Source organism: Actinomadura syzygii, from assembly GCF_008085905.1.
Classification (GTDB): Bacteria; Actinomycetota; Actinomycetes; order Streptosporangiales; family Streptosporangiaceae; genus Spirillospora; species Spirillospora syzygii.
Map to the genome: position 1 here is coordinate 1 of NZ_VSFF01000004.1, position 23,242 is coordinate 23,242.

Annotated in this window: 21 protein-coding genes and 1 rRNA gene; 12 read left to right on the forward strand and 10 right to left on the reverse strand. The window is 72.0% G+C overall.

What is annotated here, in order from left to right; genetic code table 11:
- Positions 1 to 113, reverse strand: a 16S ribosomal RNA gene (locus FXF65_RS10205); the annotation flags it as partial.
- A gap of 796 nt (positions 114 to 909) precedes the next feature.
- Here FXF65_RS10205 and FXF65_RS10210 point away from each other — a divergent pair.
- A complete protein-coding gene (locus tag FXF65_RS10210; protein ID WP_246198477.1) occupies positions 910 to 1,668 on the forward strand; it encodes a nitroreductase family protein in 759 nt (252 codons plus the stop codon).
- Here the strand turns inward: FXF65_RS10210 and FXF65_RS10215 are convergent.
- Both FXF65_RS10215 and trxA read right to left on the reverse strand, forming a co-directional pair.
- On the reverse strand, positions 1,606 to 2,457 hold the full coding sequence (locus tag FXF65_RS10215) for a putative RNA methyltransferase (protein ID WP_246198478.1): 852 nt from the start codon (positions 2,455 to 2,457) through the stop codon (positions 1,606 to 1,608). The two genes, FXF65_RS10210 and FXF65_RS10215, sit on opposite strands and share 63 nt — an antisense overlap.
- Before the next feature lie 130 nt (positions 2,458 to 2,587).
- Positions 2,588 to 2,941 (reverse strand): thioredoxin, encoded by a 354-nt coding sequence (gene trxA, locus FXF65_RS10220; protein ID WP_148349523.1) that lies wholly within the window; start codon positions 2,939 to 2,941, stop codon positions 2,588 to 2,590.
- 129 nt (positions 2,942 to 3,070) lie between these two features.
- Between trxA and FXF65_RS10225 the strand changes: the two genes are divergently transcribed.
- Both FXF65_RS10225 and FXF65_RS10230 read left to right on the forward strand, forming a co-directional pair.
- Positions 3,071 to 4,075, forward strand: a complete 1,005-nt coding sequence (locus tag FXF65_RS10225; RefSeq protein ID WP_246198479.1) for a sigma-70 family RNA polymerase sigma factor — start codon at positions 3,071 to 3,073, stop codon at positions 4,073 to 4,075.
- Positions 4,076 to 4,314: 239 nt separating this feature from the next.
- Positions 4,315 to 5,661 (forward strand): class II 3-deoxy-7-phosphoheptulonate synthase, encoded by a 1,347-nt coding sequence (locus FXF65_RS10230; RefSeq protein WP_148349524.1) that lies wholly within the window; start codon positions 4,315 to 4,317, stop codon positions 5,659 to 5,661.
- A 112-nt stretch (positions 5,662 to 5,773) separates the two neighbouring features.
- Here FXF65_RS10230 and FXF65_RS10235 read toward each other — a convergent pair whose 3' ends face one another.
- From FXF65_RS10235 to FXF65_RS10245, 3 genes are all read right to left on the reverse strand, one after another.
- The gene (locus tag FXF65_RS10235; RefSeq protein WP_246179241.1) at positions 5,774 to 6,142 is read right to left on the reverse strand and encodes an ATP-binding protein; all 369 of its coding nucleotides are present in this window, start codon (positions 6,140 to 6,142) and stop codon (positions 5,774 to 5,776) included.
- A gap of 228 nt (positions 6,143 to 6,370) precedes the next feature.
- On the reverse strand, positions 6,371 to 6,706 hold the full coding sequence (locus FXF65_RS10240) for an STAS domain-containing protein (RefSeq protein ID WP_067891924.1): 336 nt from the start codon (positions 6,704 to 6,706) through the stop codon (positions 6,371 to 6,373).
- A gap of 31 nt (positions 6,707 to 6,737) precedes the next feature.
- Positions 6,738 to 9,023, reverse strand: a complete 2,286-nt coding sequence (locus FXF65_RS10245) for a SpoIIE family protein phosphatase (protein WP_148349526.1) — start codon at positions 9,021 to 9,023, stop codon at positions 6,738 to 6,740.
- 331 nt (positions 9,024 to 9,354) lie between these two features.
- Between FXF65_RS10245 and FXF65_RS10250 the strand changes: the two genes are divergently transcribed.
- Positions 9,355 to 13,653: a hybrid sensor histidine kinase/response regulator gene (locus FXF65_RS10250; RefSeq protein WP_148349527.1), complete on the forward strand. Its 4,299-nt coding sequence runs from the start codon at positions 9,355 to 9,357 to the stop codon at positions 13,651 to 13,653.
- Positions 13,654 to 13,737: 84 nt separating this feature from the next.
- Entirely contained in the window at positions 13,738 to 14,385 is a 648-nt protein-coding gene (locus FXF65_RS10255; protein ID WP_067891915.1) for a response regulator, read from the forward strand.
- A gap of 19 nt (positions 14,386 to 14,404) precedes the next feature.
- On the opposite strand, the gene gltX is transcribed toward FXF65_RS10255, so the two are convergent.
- Together gltX and FXF65_RS10265 are read right to left on the reverse strand one after the other, a co-directional pair.
- Positions 14,405 to 15,805 (reverse strand): glutamate--tRNA ligase, encoded by a 1,401-nt coding sequence (gene gltX, locus FXF65_RS10260; protein WP_148349528.1) that lies wholly within the window; start codon positions 15,803 to 15,805, stop codon positions 14,405 to 14,407.
- Positions 15,806 to 15,861: 56 nt separating this feature from the next.
- The gene (locus tag FXF65_RS10265; protein WP_148349529.1) at positions 15,862 to 16,440 is read right to left on the reverse strand and encodes a TIGR03086 family metal-binding protein; all 579 of its coding nucleotides are present in this window, start codon (positions 16,438 to 16,440) and stop codon (positions 15,862 to 15,864) included.
- 113 nt (positions 16,441 to 16,553) lie between these two features.
- On the opposite strand from FXF65_RS10265, the gene FXF65_RS10270 reads away from it, so the two are divergent.
- Together FXF65_RS10270 and FXF65_RS10275 are read left to right on the forward strand one after the other, a co-directional pair.
- Complete coding sequence (locus FXF65_RS10270) at positions 16,554 to 17,393, forward strand: helix-turn-helix domain-containing protein (RefSeq protein ID WP_148349530.1); 840 nt, start codon at positions 16,554 to 16,556, stop codon at positions 17,391 to 17,393.
- Positions 17,390 to 18,046, forward strand: coding sequence for an NUDIX hydrolase (locus FXF65_RS10275; protein WP_148349531.1), 657 nt, complete (start codon positions 17,390 to 17,392; stop codon positions 18,044 to 18,046). The genes FXF65_RS10270 and FXF65_RS10275 overlap by 4 nt, the downstream gene beginning before the upstream one ends.
- Before the next feature lie 3 nt (positions 18,047 to 18,049).
- On the opposite strand, the gene FXF65_RS10280 is transcribed toward FXF65_RS10275, so the two are convergent.
- On the reverse strand, positions 18,050 to 19,069 hold the full coding sequence (locus FXF65_RS10280) for a methyltransferase (RefSeq protein ID WP_148349532.1): 1,020 nt from the start codon (positions 19,067 to 19,069) through the stop codon (positions 18,050 to 18,052).
- Between the two features lie 168 nt (positions 19,070 to 19,237).
- Here FXF65_RS10280 and FXF65_RS10285 point away from each other — a divergent pair, with 168 nt between their 5' ends.
- Positions 19,238 to 19,867 (forward strand): GmrSD restriction endonuclease domain-containing protein, encoded by a 630-nt coding sequence (locus FXF65_RS10285; RefSeq protein ID WP_246198480.1) that lies wholly within the window; start codon positions 19,238 to 19,240, stop codon positions 19,865 to 19,867.
- 53 nt (positions 19,868 to 19,920) lie between these two features.
- Here FXF65_RS10285 and FXF65_RS10290 read toward each other — a convergent pair whose 3' ends face one another.
- On the reverse strand, positions 19,921 to 20,439 hold the full coding sequence (locus FXF65_RS10290; protein ID WP_342787292.1) for an HAD domain-containing protein: 519 nt from the start codon (positions 20,437 to 20,439) through the stop codon (positions 19,921 to 19,923).
- Between the two features lie 88 nt (positions 20,440 to 20,527).
- Here FXF65_RS10290 and FXF65_RS10295 point away from each other — a divergent pair, with 88 nt between their 5' ends.
- The 4 genes from FXF65_RS10295 (at position 20,528) to FXF65_RS10310 (ending at position 23,178) form a co-directional block, all read left to right on the forward strand.
- Complete coding sequence (locus FXF65_RS10295) at positions 20,528 to 21,382, forward strand: class II glutamine amidotransferase (RefSeq protein WP_148349535.1); 855 nt, start codon at positions 20,528 to 20,530, stop codon at positions 21,380 to 21,382.
- Between the two features lie 77 nt (positions 21,383 to 21,459).
- A complete protein-coding gene (locus FXF65_RS10300; RefSeq protein WP_148349536.1) occupies positions 21,460 to 22,272 on the forward strand; it encodes a PIG-L family deacetylase in 813 nt (270 codons plus the stop codon).
- 85 nt (positions 22,273 to 22,357) lie between these two features.
- Positions 22,358 to 22,771 (forward strand): VOC family protein, encoded by a 414-nt coding sequence (locus FXF65_RS10305; RefSeq protein ID WP_148349537.1) that lies wholly within the window; start codon positions 22,358 to 22,360, stop codon positions 22,769 to 22,771.
- Between the two features lie 38 nt (positions 22,772 to 22,809).
- Positions 22,810 to 23,178 carry an MmcQ/YjbR family DNA-binding protein gene (locus FXF65_RS10310; protein WP_148349538.1) on the forward strand — a complete coding sequence of 123 codons (369 nt, stop codon included), beginning with the start codon at positions 22,810 to 22,812 and terminating at the stop codon, positions 23,176 to 23,178.
- The last annotated feature ends 64 nt before the right edge of the window (positions 23,179 to 23,242 follow it).

Here is a 23,242-nt window from a genome sequence, read left to right on the forward strand (position 1 = left end):
GTTACTCACCCGTTCGCCGCTCGAGTACCCCCGAAGGGGCCTTTCCGCTCGACTTGCATGTGTTAAGCACGCCGCCAGCGTTCGTCCTGAGCCAGGATCAAACTCTCCATTAAGGTCAACACGACCACACAGGGGGCGAACCCCGCGCAGCCAAACCTCAGGAAACAATCCCAGCAAGAACACGGCCCCTCGTAGAGGGCCGTGCATTGCCTCAAAGAAATCCCCGCCACCCAATGGGTGGCTACGGGGTGGCCAAACCAGGAGAACAAATCCCCTGCCCGGCCGTATAAAGGCACTGGCTTTTAACACGCTGTTGAGTTCTCAAGAAACGGACACCCACCGCGCCGACCACCCGCTCCCGCGGGCCCCGGCTCCGGGGCAACCCTTCTAACTTACCTGACTCGCCCCCGTTGTCAAGAAGATCCAGGAAGATCTTTTTGACGGACGAGGGACCTGCCAGAACCCCCACACCACGACACCACCGCAAGCCAAAGAAGACTCGCGAAGATCGTTTCGTGGGGGCGCCCTGCGGGCCGGCCACCTCGCGGCGTCCTGCATCCCGGTTTTGGGCTGTGCGAGCCATCTTACAACAGTCTGGGTGGAACCCGAACCATCTTCAGAGGACCCGGCGTCCTGAGGGCCGTCCGCACTGTGGCGTCCCGCATCCCTTGGCGCACCAGGAGACTAGAGGGCCCCGCCGGTAGAGGCAAATCGACGTACGCGCGGCGCGAGCCGCTCCCCCGCTCCCGGTCACGGGGACGACACCTGCTGACCTCCTTGTTCGCGTGCTAGGTGGCGTGAGTGACGGTGTGGGATACGGTGCGCGGACCGCATGGCCCGCGGAGCCCGATTCGCAGGTCTGCGGCAGCTCCCGCCAGCGCAGTCTTGCCATGGTCTGGAGGACGTCCTGTGAACGTGTCCGTCGCGATTCGCGCCCCGGTTGAGCGTCTCGTGGTCGCCGCGACGATGGGGCCGACGATCCACCACCTGCACGCCTGGCGGTTCGCGGTGGCACCCGGTGTGATCGAGCTGCGTGCCGATCCGGTCCGGTTCCGACCGTCCCACGACCCGGTGGGGCGCGGTTTGCGGATCAGCAGCGGCGCCGCGCTCGTCAACCTGCGTCTAGCCGCCGCCCAACTGGGACATGCGGCTGTGGTCCGGTTGTTGCCGGACGCGGCGCGTCCTTCGGTGCTCGCCTCGGTGAGGCTCGCCGGGCGTCACCGGACCACCCCTGAGGAACGGCTCCTCTACGCCGCCACTCTCAGGCCCTTCCGCACAGACCGCGCCGAGAATGCGACGGCGCCGTCCGGTCATGTCCTCAAGGTGCTGGGTGAGGCGGCGCGGCTCGAAGGGGCTGCGCTGCACCCGCTGCCTTCAACCGACGGGGCGTGCGGTCAGCGTGCGGCGCTGACGACGTTCGGCGATTCGCCCATGGATTGGCTTCGCGTGGGGCAGGCGCTCCAGCGTGTGCTGCTGAGCGGCATCGTGCATGCGGTGTCGGCGGAGTTCAGCTTCGTGACCCACGGCGTCCACGGCCTAGAGGACACCACCCGACCCGGTGAGGTTCCGCAGGTGGTGCTCGTCCTCACCCAACAGAATGCGCGCCTACTCAAGCCGCCTGTAGGTGGACAGTACGAACGCCAGGGGCACTGGGAGCGGGTCGGCTAGCTCTACCAATCGCTCACTGAGCTGTTCCGCGGGGACGTGATGCGCGCTCGGCCCCATCCCCACCAGCGTGGTGATTTCGTCGTGGGACAGGACGGCTTCGGTCTCCAGCTCCTGGCGTGAGTCCAGCTTGAAGTATCCGGCGAGGGCGGCGTCCATGCGTTCGGTCTTGCGCTTGTCGATCGACAGCAGGCCCAGAGCGTCCACTAGCGGGCCCAAGTGCCGTTGGGACGGCGTCACCGTGAACAGCAGCCCGTCGTCGCGGAGTACGCGGTGGAACTCGGCGGCGTTGCGCGGCGCGAAGACGTTCATCACGGCGTCGGCGGCGCCGTCGCGCACCGGGAGCGGGCGCCACAGGTCGGCGACGACCGCCCCTGCGCGCGGATGGGCCTTGGCGGCGCGGCGCGCGGCGTGCTTGGAGATGTCGAGGGCGAGGCCGATGGCGTCCGGGGAACGGTCGAGCGTCGCGCTCAGGTAGTGGCCGGTTCCGGCGCCCGCGTCGAGGACGAACGACGGCCCGGCCGTCGAAACGCTCCAAGCGAGCCGGTCGGCGGGGACGGCGAAGTGCCCGGCGCTCAGGAACTCTTCCCTCGCGCGCACCATTTCGGGGGTGTCGGCCGTCCCCGGACGGGCGTTGCCGGGCAGGAGGTTCGCGTAGCCCTGCCGCGCGATGTCGAAGGTATGCCCGCCCGGGCAGAGGAGTCGGCGGTCAGCGTGTTCGAGGTCCGCTCCGCAGACGGGGCACACCAGGTGACGGACGACATCGGCGAGCACCCGTCCATCATCGACCATGCTGGACGTCCCGGGGGCCGTACCGCGCGCTTCTTTGCCGTCACGCCGTCCCCGCGCCGTCGTCGCGCCGTCCCGCCGTCACGGGCGGGCAACCGGATGATTCGGGCGTTCAGCGCCGTCCGGGCGGGTGTCAGCCCTGCGCGCGGCGCCGGACGTCCTCCATGTCGAGGCCGCGGACCTGCTCGATCACGTTCTCCAGCACCGGCTCCGGCAGCGCCCCCGGCTCGGCGAAGACGATCATGCCGTCGCGGATCGCCATCAGGGTCGGGATCGACCTGATCCCGAACCGCTCGGACAGCTCCGGCTCGGCGTCGGTGTCCACCTTCGCGAACGTGATGTCGTCGTGCTTGCCGGCGGACCGCTCGTACACGGGCGCGAAGCGCTTGCACGGGCCGCACCAGTCCGCCCAGAAGTCGACCAGCACGATGCCGTCGGACTGCGCGACCTGATCGAAGTTCTCCGCGGTAAGCGTGACCGTCGCCATGTCGGTTTCTCCTCAGTCGGGGTATCAGAGCGTAGAGCGGCTAACAGCCTCGCAGTATTCCCGCCCGGGAATCACAGAGCGGTAATTAGCGTTCTCCTCTTAGGGAGATCGCACCGGAGAAGGGTCAGGATGGCTGCAACCCGTACCAAGGGCGACAGGGTCGAAGTCCCCGACAAGGACCTTGTCGGGGCGTACCTGGACCGGATCGGCCGCACCCCCCTGCTCGACGCGCAGGAGGAGGTCGATCTGTCCAAGGCGATCGAGGGGGGCCTGTACGCCGAACAGTTGCTCGACGAGGACCGCGTGCCCGAGGGCGTGTCCCGCGAGGAGCTGGAGGAGGTCGCCGCGGCGGGGCTGCGCGCCAAGCAGCTCTTCGTCGAGGCGAACCTGCGGCTGGTCGTCTCGATCGCCCGGAAGTACCCAACCGACTCGTTGCCCCTGATAGACCTCATCCAGGAGGGGAACCTGGGCCTGATGCGCGCGGTGGAGAAGTTCGACTACCGGCGCGGGTTCAAGTTCTCCACGTACGCCACATGGTGGATCAGACAGGCGATCGGCCGCGGGCTCAGCCACACGGCCCGCACGATCAGGCTGCCCGTCCACGTCGAGGAGGAGCTGTCGCGGCTGCGGCGCGCGGAGCGCCAGCTCAGCCGTGAGCTGGGCCGGGAGCCGTCGCGGGACGAGCTCGCGGGCGTGCTCGGCGCGGACGTCGAGCACGTGGACGAGCTGCTGCGCTGGCGGCGCGACCCGGCCAGCCTGGACGCGACGGTCGACGACGCCGGCGAGACGCCGATGGGCGACCTGCTGGAGGATCCGGACGCCGTCACCCCGGAGGCCGAGATCCTCGCGCTGGACGACATCGAGGGCCTCGCGCGGCTGCTCGACCGGCTGCCCGAGCGCGAGTCCGCGATCCTGCGGGCCCGGTTCGGGATGGACAGCGGCCAGCCGCTCTCGTACGCGCAGATCGGCGCGCGGTACGGCCTGAGCCACAACCGGGTCAGGCAGATCACCGACCGGTCGCTGCGGCGGCTGCGGCAGCTGGCGAGCGAGGCCGACCTGAGCGGCCGCCGGACGCTGGCTGGCGGCGCGGCGCCGGAGCCGGTGCGCGCCACCGCCGGAAGCCGCGCGGCCTGACGGGCGCGGCGCGGAGTGAGGCGGTCCGTCCGCGAGCGTGATCGAGTGCGTCCGGAAATGCCGGAGATGACGTTAATTGGCCGGAGAACGAGCTTTCGGCCACTCCGTCCCGTGACCGTTGGAACGGGCGGCTCCCCCGCTGGGGCCGCCCGTTTCGCGCGTCCGGCCCGGAGCTCGACCGCGCTCACCCGGGCCCGCGCGGCGGCGGGCAGGGCCGGGAGTGCCATAGCCTTTTCACCGTGAGTACCTCCGCCACCGGGGATCTCGACGCCTGGCGCGAGCTCCCCGCCCAGCAGCAGCCCGATTGGGACGACCCGGACGAGCTCCGGGCCGTCGCCGCCGAACTGGCCGCCCAGCCGCCGCTGGTCTTCGCCGGCGAGTGCGACCAGCTCAAGGCCCAGCTCGCCGACGTCGCACGCGGCGAGGCGTTCGTCCTGCAGGGCGGCGACTGCGCCGAGACCTTCACCGGCGCGAACGCCGACGCGGTGAAGAACAAGCTGAAGACGCTCCTGCAGATGGCGGTCGTGCTCACCTACGCCGCCACCGTGCCGGTGGTGAAGATCGGCCGGATGGCCGGCCAGTATGCCAAGCCGCGGTCCAAGCCCGTCGAGGCGCGCGGCGGCCTGGAGCTGCCCGCCTACCGGGGCGACGCGGTCAACGGCCTCGACTTCGACGCCGAGTCCCGCCGGAACGACCCGCACCGGCTGCTGAAGGCATACCACTGCTCGGCGGTGACGCTGAACCTGTGCCGGGCCTTCACCAAGGGCGGCTACGCCGACCTGCGGCAGGTCCACGCCTGGAACCAGGACTTCGTGGCCCACAGCAAGTCCGGCCGCCGCTACGAGCGGCTGGCGGGCGAGATCGACCGGGCCCTGACGTTCATGAAGGCGTGCGGGGTGAGCCCGGACGAGTTCCACGGCGTGGAGTTCTACTCCAGCCACGAGGCGCTGCTGCTGGAGTACGAGCGGGCGCTGACCCGCATCGACAGCCTCAGCGGCCTGCCGTACGACGTGTCGGCGCACTTCCTGTGGATCGGCGAGCGCACCCGGCAGCTCGACGGCGCGCACGTGGAGTTCCTGCGGCACATCCGCAACCCGATCGGGGTGAAGCTCGGCCCGGGGACGTCCGCCGACGACGCGCTCGCGCTGATGAAGCGGCTGAACCCCGAGGAGGAGCCGGGACGGCTGACGTTCATCACCCGGATGGGCGCGGGCAAGATCAGGGAGGCGCTGCCCCCGCTGATCGAGAAGGTGCACCAGAGCGGCGCCCCGGTGGCGTGGGTGTGCGACCCGATGCACGGCAACACGTTCGAGGCGCCGAGCGGGCACAAGACGCGGCGGCTGGACGACGTCCTGGACGAGGTCGCCGGCTTCTTCGAGGTCCACCGCGCGCTCGGGACGCACCCCGGCGGCATCCACATCGAGTTCACCGGCGACGACGTCACCGAGTGCGTCGGCGGCGCGGAGGGCCTCGCCGAGGGCGACCTGCACCAGCGCTACGAGACGGCGTGCGACCCGCGCCTCAACCGCGGCCAGTCGCTCGACCTCGCGTTCCTGGTGGCCGAGCTGTACCGCAAGTCGTCCTGACCGTCCTCGTGGTCCCGGGCCGCGCGCCCGGGACCGGCGGGGTGGACGCGCTCCCACAGGAGATCTTCCAAAACGTTACGTTCCACGCGCGCGAAGCGACGTCCGGACCCGGTCAGATGTCGACCTCTGCCCAGACGACCTTGCCTCCGGTGACCGGGTCGGCGCCCCAGGAGTTGGCGAACCGGTCGACGATGAACAGGCCGCGGTGCGACTCGTCCAGCGGGCCGGGGACGGTCAGCCGCGGCAGTTGGGCGGCGCGGTCGCGGACCTCTACCCGGATGCGCCCGGCGCCGCGCAGCAGCCGCAGTTCCAGGGCGGTGCCCGCGTGCCGGACGGCGTTCGCGACCAGCTCGGCCACGATCGCCGTGACGAGCTCCTCGCGGTCCATCAGGGCCCAGGTGCGCATCGTGCGGGCGGCGAGGCGCCGCGCGTACTCGACCGCCTCCGTCTGAGGCGCCGCGCGCAGGGTGGTCTCGGTCATGGGGTCGGTCACTCCGCCCGCTCGCCGTTCTTCATCGTGCCCTACCTTTCGGAGAGGCCGTCGCCGGACCGCCGGCCGGGAGGCCCGGTGATCCTCGCTTCGCCGCGGTCATCGGAACCCGCCTTTCCGGCGGGCAACCCCCGGACCCCCGGGCAGGGCGCCCGGTGATCCTCGCATCGCCGCGGTCACCGGAACACGCTCCTCGCTTCGCTGCGGTCATGGGGCGCCTCAGCGCCCCTCGGCCGGGGTCTCCTCGGGATCGTCGATCAGGAACCGGTCGAGGCCGGTGGTCCGCAGCACGTTCTCGACCCGGCCGTAGGCGCCGGTGACGGTGAGCGTGGCGTTCTGCGCACGCGCGTGCTTGTACGCCCGGACGAGGACGTTCAGACCGGAGGAGTCGCAGAAGTCGACGGCCGTGAGGTCGACGACGACCGCCCGCTCACCGGCGTCCACCAGCTCGGTCAACCGGGACCGCAGCTCGTCGGAGGAGTGCAGGTCTATGGAGCCGCGCGCGGCGATCGTCGCGCGGCCGTCCTGTCGTGTCGTGTGCAAGGCAAGCCCCACGCCACCCCACCTTACCGATTGTTGGTCTCCATCATGACGCCCGCAGAACGATGAGGGCAACGTCGTCGTTTGACGGCTCCGGGCCGAAGTCCCGCACGGCTCGCTGGATGCGGGCGGCGACGGCCCCCGCGCTCAGCCCGGTGCAGTCGGCCAGAAGGCGTTCGAGGCCGCGCCCGTCGCCGAGCAGCCGGCTGCCGGAACGCCGCTCGGTGACGCCGTCGGTCACGCACAGCAGGACCTCGCCGCGGCGCAGCTCGACGGTGTCGGTGTGGAACTCGACTCCGTCGAACACGCCGAGCAGCGGCTGCGGCGACGCGACCTCGCGTACCTCGCCCTCGGGGTCGAGCACCAGCGGGGGCGGGTGGCCCGCACTGGTCAGACTGATCGTCACGCCGTCGCGGCGGCGCCGGGCCGCGATCTCGCCGTGCAGGAGGGTGAGCAGGCGCCCGCGCTCCCCCTCGCCGAGGATGAGCCGGTTGAGGCGGCCGAGCACGGCGGGGACGGACATGTCCTCGGCGGCGAGGATGCGGAGCGCGTGCCGGGCGAGGCCGGTCACGGCCGCGGCCTCCGGGCCGGTGCCGCACACGTCGCCGATCGCGAACCGCCAGCGGGACGCGGGCGCGGCCCCGCCGGGCCGCTGCCCGCTCTCGAAGACGTCGTAGAAGTCGCCGCCGACCTCGCTGCCCTCCCCCGCGGGCTCGTAGACGACGGCGACCTCCAGGCCCGGGATCTCGGGGATGGCGGGCGGCAGCAGGCTGCGCTGGAGCGCGCTGCTCATGGCGGTCTGCGCGGAGAACAGCCGGGCGTTGTCGACGGCGAGGGCGGCGCGGCGGCTGAGCTCCTCGGCCAGCTCGACCGCGCTGCGCGGGAAGCGGTCGCCCGCCGGGCGGCCGATGACGATGGTGCCGATGCGGCGGCCGCGGGCGACCAGAGGGAAGGCGTAGACCTGGTCGGCGGCGGTGTCGCCGGCGGCGGCGCGGACGTCGGCCGGGGCGGCGGCGAACCCGTTCCACGGGCCGGGGACGTCCGCCGGCGGGGCGGCGCCCGCCTGTTCGAGCAGCTCGCGCAGCCCGTCGGCGCGGTTCTCGTCGGCGTGCCAGACGTAGGCGAGCCGGTCGGGCTCGGCCTCGGTGACGGTGTAGACGGCGCACCAGGTGGCGAGGCGCGGCACGACGAGCTGGGCGACGAGCGCCATCGTCCGCTCCTGGTCGAGCGTGCCCGCGAGCAGGTCGCTGGCCTCGGCGACGAAGCTGAGCCAGCCGCGCCAGGACCGTTCCAACTCGCCGACCCTGGCCTTCTCCAGGGAGAGCGACATCTCGTCCGCCAGGCGGCCAAGCCGGACGCCGTCGGCCTCGGCGAAACGGCCGGATGCGGACGAGACCGCGACGACCAGTCCGGTGAGGCGGCCCTGCGACTCCAGCGGCGCCGCGGCCAGCGACCGCGCCTTCAGCGCCGCCGCGGCCGGGTCGGACGCGTCGGCGGCGACCCAGGGCGCGCCGGTGCGGGCCGCGGGGCCGAGCCCGGCGATGGACAGCTCGCCGAGCGGCAGCTCGGCGGCGGTGCCGACGGAGGCGCCCATGATCAGGCGGCCGTCGCGCTCGGTCAGCAGGACGGCCGCGCCGTCCGCGCCGAGCACCTCGCGGACGGTGACGACGCCGTCCTCCATGGACTCGAGGGCGGCGGGGGAACGAAGGAGCCGGTCGCCCGCGACGGGGACCTCGCCGACGCCCTCGGCCATCCTGCCGTCCCGCGCGGGGCCCGCGCCGTCGCGTTCGGCCTTCGCGTCGCGTCCCGCGCGCTCCAGGGCGCGGTCGCGGGCGGCCTCGCGCCGCGCGTCGCCGCGGGCGGCCGGCGACGGGCGCTCGCCCGCGGCCTCCCCCTCGTACGATCCGGGCGGCGCGGACGGGGTCGCCCCGTTCGACGCGCCGGGCCGGGGCAGCCGGAACCAGACGCCCTTGGTGCGGCGGTCGTAGGACACGCCCCAGGACTCGGCGAGCCGCGCGATCGACGGCAGCCCGCGCCCGCTGGACGCGGTCACCCCCGGCATCTCGATGCCGCGGGTGGGGTGCCGGTCGCGGACCTCGACCCTGATGTCGCCCGCCTCCAGGTGGAGGGACACCTCGAAGGACGTCCCGGCGTAGGCGATCGCGTTGGTGGCGAGCTCGCTGGTGGCGAGGACGGCGTCGTCCGCGACGTCGTCCAGGCCCCAGTCGGCGAGGACCTTGCGGACGAACCGGCGCGCGTCCGCCACCGCCGCCGCGGCGGACGGGAACGTCGCCGACGCCGTCTGCCGATCCAAGAGTCGCCCTTCGCTCATGCTCTTCGTTACCCGGTTCCGGCCATCGTGACAGACCGGGCGTCCCCCCGGCCACGCGAGGCCGCGATCCGGGTGCGGAAGCCCCGGGCGGGATGCCCCGCCGCGGCACGACAGACCGTAACACGAAGACTACAAGGGCGGATCCACGGTCATGACCGCCCGTTCACAGGCCGGGCCGGAACGGACTCCACGGCGGCGCGGCGACGTAGAGTTGGGGGCGGCCGGGAGTAGAGGCCAGAGCCAGGAGTCCGCGCCGTCCGGATGCCCCGCCGCCCGGGACGCCCGGCGGCGGCCGGACCCTCGACGACCGCGGGCCAGGAGGATTGAGAGCATGCCGCGTACCGCGACTCGCGCCCGCCCCGGCGGCGGGTACCGCGACACCGCCCCCCGCTACAGCGACGCCGACCTCGAACCGCTGCTGAAGGCGCTGATCGCCGTCCGGGACGGCAAGGCGAGGACGGAGCTGAAGGTGCCGGGCGAGGGCGCCGTGGCGGAGGCCGCGGCGGTCCTGGAGGAGATCCGGCAGAACGCCGACGAGCTGTCGTCCGGGCTGTCCCGGGTGCGGCGCGAGATCGGCCGGGAGGGCCAGCTGCGGGGGCGGCTGACGCCGGGCACGCTGCGCGGCACCTGGGCCACGGCCGTGGAGGACTCCAACGCCATCATCGACAAGCTGACCGACCTCGCGACCGGCATGAGCCAGGTCGTCGAGGCGGTGGCGGCGGGCGACCTGAGCCAGCGGGTCGAGCTGCGGGTGCGCGGAAGGCCGATGCGCGGCGAGCTGCTGCGCATGGCGAAGTCGGTGAACGGCATGGTGGAGCTGCTCGACCAGTTCACCTGGGAGGTCACCCAGTTCGCCCGCGAGGTCGGCACCGAGGGGCGGCTCGGCGGCCAGGCCCCGGCGCGCGGCATGACGGGCCGCTGGCGGGACGTGACCGCGTCGGTGAACGTGATGGCGTCCCGGCTGACGTCCCAGGTCCGCGACATCGCGGAGGTCACCACGGCGGTCGCGAAGGGCGACCTGACCCGCAAGGTGACGGTGGAGGCGACCGGTGAGCTGCAGGAGCTGAAGCTCACCGTGAACACGATGGTCGACCAGCTGTCGGCGTTCGCCGACGAGGTCACCCGCGTGGCCCGCGAGGTCGGCACCGAGGGGCAGCTCGGCGGGCAGGCGAACGTCCCGGGCGTCAGCGGCGTCTGGAAGAACCTGACCGACAACGTCAACGCGATGGCCGACAACCTGACCTACCAGGTGCGCGGCATCGCGCAGGTCACGACGGCGGTCGCCGAGGGCGACCTGGCCAAGAAGATCACCGTGGACGCGCAGGGCGAGATCGCCCAGCTCAAGGACACGGTGAACACGATGGTCGACACGCTGTCGGCGTTCGCCGACGAGGTCACCCGCGTCGCCCGCGAGGTCGGCACCGAGGGCCGCCTCGGCGGCCAGGCCCGCGTGCCCGGCGTGAGCGGCGTCTGGAAGGACCTGACCAACAACGTCAACGGCATGGCGTCCAACCTGACGTTCCAGGTGCGGAACATCGCGCAGGTGACGACGGCGGTCGCCGAGGGCGACCTGGGCAAGAAGATCACGGTCGACGCGCAGGGCGAGATCCTGGAGCTGAAGGACACCGTGAACGCGATGGTCGACACGCTGTCGGCGTTCGCGTCCGAGGTCACCCGCGTCGCCCGCGAGGTCGGCACGGAGGGGCGGCTCGGCGGCCAGGCGATCGTGCCCGGCGCGGGCGGTGTCTGGCTCGACCTGACCGACAACGTCAACTCGATGGCGAACAACCTGACGTCCCAGGTCCGCGGGATCGCGCAGGTGACGACGGCGGTCGCGAAGGGCGACCTGACCCGCAAGATCGAGGTGGACGCGCAGGGCGAGATCCTCCAGCTGAAGGACACCCTGAACACCATGGTCGACACGCTGTCGGCCTTCGCGGACGAGGTCAGCCGCGTCGCCCGCGAGGTCGGCACCGAGGGCCGCCTCGGCGGCCAGGCCCGGGTGCCCGGCGCGGGCGGCATGTGGAAGGACCTGACCGACAACGTCAACGGGATGGCGTCCAACCTGACCTACCAGGTCCGCAACATCGCCCAGGTCGCGACGGCGGTCGCGCACGGCGACCTGACGCGCCGGATCGACGTCAACGCCCAGGGCGAGATCCTGGAGCTGAAGACGACGCTGAACAAGATGGTCGACACGCTGTCGTCGTTCGCGTCCGAGGTGACGCGCGTGGCGCGGGAGGTCGGCATCGAGGGACGGCTCGGCGGCCAGGCCGAGGTCGAGGGCGTGTCCGGCACCTGGAAGCGGCTGACCGAGAGCGTCAACGAGCTGGCCGGGAACCTCACCACACAGGTCCGCGCGATCGGCGAGGTGGCGAGCGCGGTCGCCACCGGCGACCTGACCCGGACGATCACCGTGGAGGCGCGCGGCGAGGTCGCGGAGCTGTCCGACAACGTGAACCTGATGGTCGCGACGCTGCGCGAGACGACCCGCGCCAACGAGGAGCAGGACTGGCTCAAGACCAACCTCGCGCGGATCGGCGGGCTCATGCAGGGCCACCGCGACCTCATGCAGGTCGCGGAGCTGATCATGCGGGAGCTGACCCCGACGGCGAGCGCGCAGTACGGCGCGTTCTACCTCGCGGAGAGCATCGGCGACGAGACGGAGCTCGCGCTGATCGCCGGGTACGGGACGGCGCGCGGCCGGGCGCTCCGCGGCGGCGGGACCGGCGACGTCCGGTTCGCGCTCGGCGAGGGCCTGGTCGGGCAGGCGGCGCAGGAGCGGCGCCCGCTGCTGATCGCGGACGCGCCCGCCGACTACGTGAAGATCGGGTCGGGCCTCGGCGAGGCGTCCCCGGTCAACATCATCGTGCTGCCGATCGTGTTCGAGGACGAGGTGCTCGGCGCGATCGAGCTGGCCTCCTTCGGCCGGTTCACCGACGTCCACCTGGCGTTCTTCAGCCAGCTCATCGAGACGATCGGGGTGACGCTGAACGCGATCCGCGCGAACACCCGCACCGAGCAGCTGCTCGGCGAGTCGCAGCGGCTCGCGCAGGAGCTCCAGGAGCGGTCGGACGAGCTGCAGCGCCAGCAGGGCGAGCTGCGGCACTCCAACACCGAACTGGAGGAGAAGGCGGCGCTGCTGGCCCAGCAGAACCGCGCGATCGAGATCCAGAACTTCCAGATCGAGCAGGCGAGGCGGACGCTGGAGGAGCGCGCCGAGCAGCTCGCGATCTCGTCCCGGTACAAGTCGGAGTTCCTGGCGAACATGTCGCACGAGCTGCGCACGCCGCTGAACAGCCTGCTCGTGCTGGCGAAGCTGCTGTCGGAGAACCAGGAGGGCAACCTCACCGGCAAGCAGGTGGAGTTCTCCCAGACGATCCACGACTCCGGCACCGACCTGCTGGAGCTGATCAACGACATCCTCGACCTGGCGAAGGTCGAGGCCGGGAAGATGGAGGCGCATCCGCAGCGGATCGCGGTGTCGGCGCTGGTCGACTACGTCGAGGCGACGTTCCGGCCGCTGTCGGTCGACAAGGGGCTCCACTTCGGCGTGGAGGTCGCGCCGGACGTCCCGTCCACGCTGCACACCGACGAGCAGCGGCTGCAGCAGGTGCTGCGGAACCTGCTGTCCAACGCGGTGAAGTTCACCGCGGAGGGCGAGGTACGCCTCGTGATCGAGCGGGCGGGCGACATCGACTTCGCGCTGCCCGCGCTGTGGAACACCCCGGACGTCATCGCGTTCCGGGTGATCGACACCGGCATCGGGGTCAGCGCGGACAAGCTGCAGGAGATCTTCGAGCCGTTCCAGCAGGCCGACGGGACGACCAGCCGCCGCTACGGCGGCACCGGGCTCGGCCTGTCGATCAGCCGGAACATCGCGCGGCTGCTCGGCGGCGAGATCCACGCCGAGAGCAGGCCGGGCCAGGGCAGCGTGTTCACGCTGTACCTGCCCGCGCAGTACAGCGAGCGCGACGGGCGGCGGCGGGCCGCGGCGCCGGACGAGGCGACCGCGCCGGACGGCGTGCCGGGCGTGCCGCCCCTGCCCGGCGCGGGGCAGGGCGGCGGGATGCCGGGGAACGGCGGCGGGCCGCACGCTTTGTCCGGGGGCGTGTCCGCGCCGTCCGGGGAGAACGGGCTGCCGGCGGAGCAGCGCCCGCCCGGCGGAGAGCGGCCGGGCGAAGGCGACGCCGCGCTGAACGGCCTGCTCGAGGAGCCGCCCGCGGACTTCCTCGACACCGTCCTGTCGGGCCGCAAGGTGCTGATCGTCGACGACGACGTCCGGAACGTGTTCGCGCTGACCAGCGTCCTGGAGGGGTACGGGATGGAGGTCCTGTACGCCGAGGACGGGCAGGCCGGGATCGACGTCCTGCACCGCAACCCGGACGTCGCGGTCGTCCTGATGGACGTGATGATGCCGGGACTCGACGGCTACGCCACCACGGCCGCGATCCGCGAGATGCCGCAGTTCGCCGAGCTGCCCATTATCGTGATCACGGCGAAGGTGATGCGGGGCGACCGGGAGCGGAGCCTGGAGTCCGGCGCGTCGGACTACGTGCCGAAGCCGGTCGACGTGGACCATCTTCTTGACGTCATGAGGAACTGGCTGCAACCCTCCATCGTCCGCTGAGCAGAGGAGTCGCCTGGCAGGCGGGGGCCGCCGTGCGCGCCGGCGCGGTCGGCGGCGGCGGGGACCGGATCGGAGAGAGGGCGCGTGGACGACAAGGCCAAGATCCTGCTCGTGGACGACCGGGAGGAGAACCTGATCGCGCTGGAGGCGATCCTCAGCTCGCTCGATCAGGATCTCGTCCGGGCCCGGTCCGGTGAGGAGGCGCTGAAGGCGCTGCTCACCGACGAGTACGCGGTCATCCTGCTGGACGTCGTCATGCCGGGGATGGACGGGTTCGAGACGGCCCGCGACATCAAGCGCCGCAAGAAGACCCGCGACCTGCCGATCATCTTCCTGACCGCGGTGAACAGCGACCCCGACTACGCGTTCCGTGGGTACGCGGCGGGCGCGGTCGACTTCATCTCCAAGCCGTTCGACCCGTGGGTGCTGCGCGCGAAGGTGTCGGTGTTCGTGGAGCTGCACAACAAGAACAAGCAGCTCCGCGACCAGACGACCCTGCTGCGCGAGCAGGCGGCGCTCCTCCGCGAGCAGGCGACGCTGCTGCGGGCGCGTCCGCTGGACGACCCGCAGGCCGGCCGGCGGATCACTGACCGGCTGGTCTCGCTGGAGGAGCAGGCGGAGCTGGTCGGCAAGCGTGTCCCCATCACGCTGCGCGACGACTTCGCCGAGCTGGACCGCCGCCTGGCCGACCTGCGCCGGGCCCTCGACGGCGAGGACCCGGCGGCGTCCTGACCAGCTGTTCCGCGCGAGATCAGTTCTGCTGTGCGAGTCGTGCGCGGGCGGTGGCGATGCGGGCGAGGGTGCGGTCGCGGCCGAGGATCTCCAGCGACTCGAACAGCGGGAGGCCGACGGTGCGGCCGGTGACGGCCACCCGGACGGGCGCCTGCGTCTTGCCGAGCTTGAGCCCGTGTTCGGCGCCGATGCGCTCCAGCCGATCCTTCAGCTCGTCGGCGTGCCAGGGGGCGTCCAGGTAGGCGGCCTCGGCGGCGGCGAGGATCTCGGCGGCGGGGCCCTTCATCGCCTTGTTCCAGGACTGCTCGTCGGACGGCGGCTCGTCCAGGAACACGAAGTCGATCATCGGGACGATCTCCGACAGCAGCGCCACCCGGGTCTGCGCCAGCGGCGCCAGCTCGGCGAACACGGCGACGTCGACGTCGAACGGGGCCCGCTCCAGGAACGGCAGGCACTCGGCGATGAACTTCTCCACCGGCAGCGCGCGGATGTACTCGCCGTTGAACGCGCGGAGCTTCTTCTCGTCGAAGAACGCGGGCGAGGTGTTGACGTCCTCGATGCGGAACTCCTCGACGATCACGTCCCAGGGGACGATCTCGCGGTCGCCCGACGGGGCCCAGCCGAGCAGCATCAGGTAGTTGCGCATGGCGTCGGCGAGGTAGCCCTCGGCCTGGTAGTCCTCCAGCGCGACCTTGTCGCGGCGCTTGGACAGCTTCTGCCGCTTCTCGTTGACGACGACGGCGACGTGCGCCCACACGGGCGGCTCCGCGCCGAGCGCCTCCCAGAGCAGCTGCTGCTTGGGCGCGTTCGACAGGTGCTCCTCGGCGCGCACCACGTGCGTGATGCCCTGGCTCATGTCGTCGACCACGTTGGCCAGCAGGAACGTGACGGACCCGTCCGCGCGGGCGATGACGAAGTCCTCAAGGACGGCGTTCTCGAACACCGGCTTGCCGCGCAGCAGGTCGACGACGGTGGTCTGCCCCTCGTCCGGCGTGCGGAAGCGGAGGGCGCGGCCGGGGCCGGGCTCCAGGCCGCGGTCGCGGCAGAAGCCGTCGTAGCCCTTGTGCTGGTCGCCGGTGCGGGCGATGACGGCCTCGCGGGTGCAGTCGCAGTAGTAGGCGCGGCCCGCGTCCTTGAGCGTCTGGACGGCCTCGGCGTGCCGGTCGGCGTTGGCGGACTGGAAGTAGGGGCCCTCGTACTGCTCGCCGTCGATGCCGAGCCAGGCGAGGGCGCGGATGATGCCCTCGGTCCATTCGGGGCTGTTGCGGGAGGCGTCGGTGTCCTCGATCCGGAGCACGAGCGTCCCGCCGGACTGCACGGCCATCACCCAGTTGAACAGCGCCGAGCGGGCGCCGCCGACATGGAACATGCCGGTCGGGGACGGGGCGAACCGGACGCGGATCGAAGAGCTCGAAGACATGCCTTCAAGGGTAGAGCGCGCGGGCCCCCGCTCGCGCCGGGACCCGCGCGGGGTCGCTACGGCTTCCAGCGCGGGTCGCGGCCCGCCATGCCGAGGACGCGGTCGAGCAGCGGCGCGTCGGCGGGCACCGGTACCTCGGGCCCGAACACGCCGTACTGGCGGCTCATCTCCGCCGCCGGGACGATCTGCTCCCACGCCGCTTCCACGACCGCGGGCGGGAAGGACGGCTCGCGGCCGGTGGCGACGGCGAGGTCCCAGCCGTGCACGACGCACTCCCCGAAGAGGATCCCCGCGATGAACGCGGCGGGCATGCCCTCCTTGTTGCCGGTCAGGCTGGTGTCGCCCTCCCACGCCGCCGGGTCCTGCCACGCCTCGGCGGTCCGGCGCGCCTGGTCGGCGTACCGCTCGGCCCAGCCCGGCGCGGCGGTGAAGTCGTGGTCCTCCCCCGGCCCGGCGGGCGGCTGCCTGCGCGCGGCCGTCTCGCCCCTGGCCGACCAGACGATCAGGTGGTTGACCAGGGCGCGCACGTCCCACTCGGCGCACGGGGTCGGCGCGTCCAGCCGGTCCTCCGGCGTCTCCAGGACGATCTTCGCCGCGGCCTCGGCGGCGGGGACCAGCTGAGTCCGGATATCCATCACGCTTTCCTCGCTCATCAGTTCGAACACGTCGCCAACGCTAGGCGGGGGCTCGGGCGCGCGTCTTGCAAAAACGCGACATCCCACCGGCACGGGCCGCTTAGCCTGGGGCGATGGGACGTCCCCTACCCGATGGGACGCGGGGCATCCTGCGCCCGCGGACGGCCCTCGACAGCTTCCGGGTCGAGCGGATCGCGCCGCCGCCGGAGCTGGCCCCGTTCGTGGCCAACCTGTGGGTGCTGCGCTGGGATCTGCGGGGGCGTCCGCCGCACCGGCAGCAGGTGCTCACGCGGCCGTCCGTGCACGTGACGTTCACGAGCTACCTGACGTCCGGGACGACGCGGGCCCGCGTCGTCGGCGTCGTCCGCGACGACTTCGCCGAGGAGATCGCGGGCGAGGGGCGGGTGGTCGGCGCGGCGTTCCGGCCGGGCGGGTTCCGGCCGTTCGCGGGCGGCCCGGTCGCCGCGCTGACCGGCCGGTTCGCCGGGGTGGACGAGGTGTTCGGCGCGCCGGGCCGGGCGCTCGCCGACGAAGTCTTCGCAACGGCCGACGACGGCGCGGCCGTCGCGCGGCTGGCGTCGTTCCTGAGCGGGCTGCGGCCGGAGCCCGACCCGTCCATCGAGCGGGCGGCGCAGATCGTGGAGCGGATCGCGGCGTCGCCGGGCCTGGTCAGGGTGGACCGGCTCGCCGAGGACGCGGGGCTCAGCGCCCGCACCCTGCAACGGCTGTTCCGCGAGTACGTGGGCGTGGGCCCGAAGTGGGTGATCCGCCGGTTCCGGATGCAGGAGGCCGCCGAGCGGGCCGCGTCCGGGTCGCCGCCCGACTGGGCGGCGCTGGCGGCCGAGCTGGGCTACGCCGACCAGGCGCATTTCGTCCGCGACTTCACGGCGGCGGTCGGGACGTCCCCCGCGAAGTACGCGCGCGAAAGCGGCCCTGGCAGTATCGATGCATGACGGACGCCCCCCTCGGCCCCCCGGACTCCCCCGACCCGTTCGACGATCTCACCGCGTTCCGTACGCTCGCCGCCGCGCGGCTCGGCGCGTTCGCGCACACGACCGTCCCGGACGCGCCCGGGCTGCGCCGCGCCGGTGTCGTGCTGTGCGCGGTCGAGCACGCGGGCGTCCCGTCCGTGATCCTGATCAGGCGCGCGTACCGGGGCCGGAACGCCGGGCAGTGGGGCCTGCCCGGCGGCGGCCTCGAAGACGGCGAGACGGCCGAGGAGGCCGCGCTTCGGGAACTGCGCGAGGAGATCGGCCTCGCCGCCGGGCCGGGCGACGTGCTCGGACGGCTCGACGACTTCCCCGCCACGTCCGGCTTCTCGATCACGCCGATCGTGCTGGCGCTGGACGATCCGGGCCCGCTCGCGCCGAGCCCGGACGAGGTCCACTCCGTCCACCATGTGAGCCTGCGGCGGCTCGCCGCCGACGACACGCCGCGGTGGGCGCCGCAGCCGGACGGCGGCCGCCTGCTGCAGATGCGGCTCGGTCCGGGCTGGCGCGTCCACGCCCCGACCGGGGCGATGCTGTGGCAGTTCCGCGAGGTGGTGCTGCTCGGCCGGCGGGCGCGGGTCGCCGACTTCGTCCAGCCCGACTGGACGCGCAACTGACGCTCACCCGGCGGGGCGCGCCTCGATGACGTGGTATCCGGCGGGCGGCAGGGGCCCGGTGAGCGCGACGTCCGCGAACCCGGCGCCGTCCAGGAGGGCGCGGAACTCGGCCTCGGTGCGCTCGCGTCCGCCGGTCGAGATGAGCATGTTGAGGTCGTTCCGCACGACGCCCTGCGTCTCCGCGGTGACGAACTCCGGCATCACCTGCTCCAGGATGAGAAGCCGCGCGTCCGGGCGCATCGCGACGCGGCAGGTCCGCAGGATCGCGGCGGCCTTCTGGTCGTCCCAGTCGTGGAGCACGCTCTTCATGACGTAGGCGTCCGCGCCCTCGGGGACGGACTCGAAGAAATCGCCCGCGACGATCTCGGTCCGGTCGGCGGCGTCGCCGAGGTTCCCGACCGCTCCGGCGAGGCCGGGCGGCAGGTCGAACAGGACGCCGCGCAGCCCCGGGTTCGCGCGCAGGATCTCGGCGATGAGGGTGCCGTCGCCGCCGCCGAGGTCGGCGACCGTCCGGTAGCGGGCGAAGTCGTGGGCCGCGACGATGTCCGGCGCTACGGCCCGCGTGTGCTCGGCCATCGCCGCGTTGAACGTCTCGGACAGTTCGCTATTTCTCTGGAAGAACTCGAAAGGCGTCGTTCCGGTGGCGCGTTTCCACGCGTATTCGCCGGTGCGCAGGGTCTCGGTCATGCCGCCCCACGCCCGCCACACCTCCGGGCCGCAGAAGAGCCGGATCAGTGAGCGGACCGAGTCGGGGTCGTCGGCGCGCAGCCGCCGCCCCTCCTCGGTGAGGGCGAACAGGTCGCGCTCCTTCTGCTCGACGACGCCGAACCCGGCGAGCCCGCGCAGCAGCCGGTACAGGGACGGCGCGTGGGTTCCGGTGTCCGCCGCCAACTCCGCACTCGAACGCGGCCCGGCGGACAGGGCGTCGGCGACGCCGATCTCGGCGGCGGCGTGGATCAGCTGCGCCGGCATGTAGCCGAACGCCAGGTCCAGCAGTGGTGATCTCGACGGCGTCCGTGTCATGGACGGCTCCCTTCCTCGGCTTTCGTGAGCATCCGCGACGTTACGTGCGGGCCCGAGGGGGTGTCTTGGACGAATGCGACCTGACCCATGACCTGATCATGTTCTTCAATTTAATTCGCCTATTCGAGACTGACGGCGTTTATGCTCCCGAGCGAAAAGGAGCTTCCCGTGAAACGCACGGGGATCACCGTCACCGCCGTCACACTGTTCACCGCGGCCCTGGTCGCGCCCGCCACCGCCGCCGAGGCCGCGCCGCCGCCACCGCCGGACGCGAGCACGGCGTCCCAGCACCTCGCCGGGCTGACCGTCCAGGCGGAAGGATCGATGGACGGCTACACCCGCGAGAAATTCCCGCACTGGATCGACCAGGGCAACAACTGCAATACCCGGGAAGTCGTCCTGAAACGGGACGGCGAGAACGTCCAGGTCAATTCCGAATGCCAAGCCGTTTCGGGCACGTGGCGAAGCCCCTACGACGGCGCCGTCTGGACGCAGCGCGACGACCTGGACATCGACCACATGGTCCCGCTCGCGCAGGCGTGGCGGTCCGGCGCCAACACCTGGACGACCGCGCGCCGCCGCCAGTTCGCCAACGACCTGACCAGCTCGCAGCTCTGGGCGGTCACCGACAACGTCAACCAGGCCAAGGGCGACAAGGACCCGGCTCAGTGGACGCCGCCGCTGGCATCGTTCCGCTGCATGTACGCCCGGTCGTGGATCGACGTGAAGTACCGCTACGAGCTGACCGTCGACTCCGCGGAGAAGACGGCGCTCGGGCGCCTGCTCGACACCTGCTGATCCGGGTGCGCACCGGCGGGGCTCACGGCTCGGAAGGCCGCGAGCCCCGCCGTTCACCGCTGGAGGGCGCTCAGCCAGTCGGCGGCGGTCTCGATGTGCCGTTCGGTCAGGCCGGTGAGCGGGTCGATCTCCACGAGGAGATGGTCGGCGACGTCCGGCTCGGCCGCGATGCAGGCGGTCGCGTCGGGCTCGTCCTCGAACCAGACGAACGGGCGGCCCTCCGTCCAGGCGGCGACGTGCCGGGCCTTCCACGCGCCGAGCGTCCGGCCCTCCTCGACCCCCGGGAACCGCGGGATCGGGACGAACGGCAGCTCCGGCAGCCCGATCCGCGGCGAGATCCACACGTTGGCGTTGTCGCACCAGTAGCTCGCCCACGCGAGCTCCGCGCCCGACGACTCGGCCAGGCCGAGCAGCGACGGTCCGTGCGCGGCGTCGAGCCAGAGTTTGAACGTCATGCCGTTCGGCGAGCATCTGTGCCGCTTGTAACCGCGGTGCGGCCTTTCAAATGGATTGAGAACCCCGTCCACGTCGAGCAGAATCACCGGCGACCCCATACCCGGACCGTACGACATCCGGGGCCCGCCGTCGAAGGTCGTTTTTCGCGGAGTCGTTTTTCCGGACGGGAGTATTAGTCGGCGTCCGCCGGGGCATCGACCGGACATGTGCCGACTGTTCGGGATGACGACCGGCGGGCCCCGCGTCCACGCGACGTTCTGGCTGGTGGACGCCCCCGACAGCCTCAGCGCGCAGAGCCGCCGCATGCCCGACGGGACGGGCCTCGGCTGGTTCTCGCTCGGTGACGAGCCCGTCCGCGACCGCGCTCCCCTGGCGGCCTACAAGGACGCGGACTTCAATTCCGAGGCGCGCGCGGTCGCGTCGCACACATTCGTCTCGCACGTCCGTTACGCCTCCACGGGAGCGCCCGACGTCCACAATTCGCACCCGTTCGTCATGGACGACCGCCTTTTCGCGCACAACGGCGTGGTGCGCGGGCTAGACGTCCTCGATTCCTGGCTGACCGACGTGGACCGCGCGCCGGTCCGGGGCCAGACCGACTCCGAGCTCGTGTTCGCCTACGTCACGGCGGAGATCCGGCGGCACGGCGACACGACGTCCGGGCTGATCTCGGCCGTCCGGCGGATCGCGGCCGAGCTTCCGGTGTTCGCGCTGAACGTCCTGCTGGCCGAGGCGGGACGGATCTGGGCGCTGCGCTACCCCGCCGCGCACGAGCTGTGGGTGCTGCGGCCCGAGCTGCGCGAGCCGGGCGCGGCCCGGCACCTCGGCGAGGGCCGCGAGCCGGGCGTCGTCCAGGTCGCCGCGCACCGGGAGCCGACGCCCGCCTGCGTCCTCGCCAGCGAGCGCCTCGACGACGACCCGGGCTGGCGGCTCCTCGACCCCGGCGAGTTGCTCGTCGTGGACGGCCCGGCGACGTCGTCGCTGCACCCGTTCGACGCGCCCGCGCACCCGCTGACCGTGGCGGACCTGTCGGAGACGGAGTCCACGTCGCAGACGTGATCTCCGTACATGATCGATTGTCGGTGCCGCGACGTAGGGTGGATCGCCGGACGAGCAAGCCCCTACCAGGAGCCCGGATGACGCGCGAACGAACTCTGATGGCGGTCCACGCCCACCCCGACGACGAGGTCCTCGGGACCGGCGGCCTGCTCGCCCGCAGCGCCGCCGAGGGCATCCGCACCGTCCTTGTGACCTGCACGAACGGCGAGCAGGGCGACGACTCGGGCGGGTTGAAGCCGGGCGATCCCGGGCATGACGCCGCCGGGGTCGCGGCACGCCGGCTCGCGGAGTTGCGCGAGTCGGTCGGGCTGCTCGACATCACCCATCTCGAACTGCTCGGCTACCGCGACTCGGGCATGGTCGGCTGGTCCACCAACGACGACCCGCGGGCGTTCGCGAACATCCCGCTTGACGAGTCCGCCGGGCGCCTCGCCGAGTTGATGGAGCGTTACCAGCCGCAGGTCGTCGTGACCTATGACGAGAACGGCGGCTACGGGCACCCCGACCACATCCAGGCGCACCGCATCGCGCTGGCCGCCGCCGAGCGCACCGGTGTCCCCGACAAGCTGTACTACACGGCCATGCCGCGCTCCGGCATCCGGCGGATGTTCGACGCGGCGACCGCCGCCGGTGTGGAGATCGGCTTCGAGCCGCCGGACGACTTCGGCACTCCCGACGAGCTGGTCACCAGCGTCCTGGACGTGTCCGCGCATGTGGAGGCCAAGCGCAAGGCGCTGGAGGCGCACGCCAGCCAGGGCGAGAACATCTTCTTTTTGAAGATGTCGGAGGAGCTGCAGCACATGGCGTTCTCGTCGGAGGCGTTCGTCCGGCACTTCTGCCGCGTCGAGGCCCCCGACCACGAGGACGACCTGTTCGCGGGCCTGCGCTGACCGGCACCGCCTTTACTCATTCGTCCCAGCATTCCGGGTATGGCTCCGACTACACCAAAAGCACGGTCGTTCATTCGGGGGAACCATGTCCTCAAGGTTGAATCCCTATCTGACCTTCGACGGCGACGCCCGCCAGGCGATGGAGTTCTACGCCGACGTGTTCGGCGGCGAGCTGGCCGTCAACACCGTCGGCGAGGTCGGCGGCGCCGACTCGCCGGACGCCGACCGGGTCATGCACGCGATGCTGGAGACCGCCGACGGCTACACGATCATGGCGGGCGACGTCGTCGGCGACATGCCCTACCAGCCCATAGCGGGCTGCTCGGTCAGCGTCAGCGGCGACGACGGCGATCTGCTGCGCGGTTACTGGACCAGGCTGTCCGAGGGCGGGAGGGTCACCGTCCCCATGGAGAAGCAGGTCTGGGGCGACGAGTTCGGCATGTGCGTCGACAGGTTCGGCGTGCCGTGGATGGTCAACATCAGCCCGCCGCAGGGCTGATCCCCAGGACTGTCGGTGGCGCTTACTACGGTGGCCCCGTGACGACGGACGACGCGCGCCGCGACCGGGTGATCGCCGAATGCCTGGCCAAGCGGGGCTCCGCGGAGGACTACCCGTTCGGCGACGGCGTCGCCGTGTTCAAGGTGGCCGGGCGCATGTTCGCGCTGGTCTCGCTCGGCGACGCGCCGGGGAGCGTCAGCCTCAAGTGCGACCCCGACCTCGCCGACGAGCTGCGCGCCCGGCACGCCGCGATCACGCCCGGCTACCACCTGAACAAGCGGCACTGGAACACGGTGGTCCTCGACGGCTCGGTTCCCGACGACGAGCTGCTGGAGCTGATCGACCAGTCCTACGACCTGGTCATGGCCCGGCTGCCCAAGGCCCGGCGCGCCGAGCTGACGGGCTGACCGGCCGTCCCCGGGCGGCTGTCGTCGCGGCGGGGCGGCGGATCGCGTGGCCGGACGCCGCCCG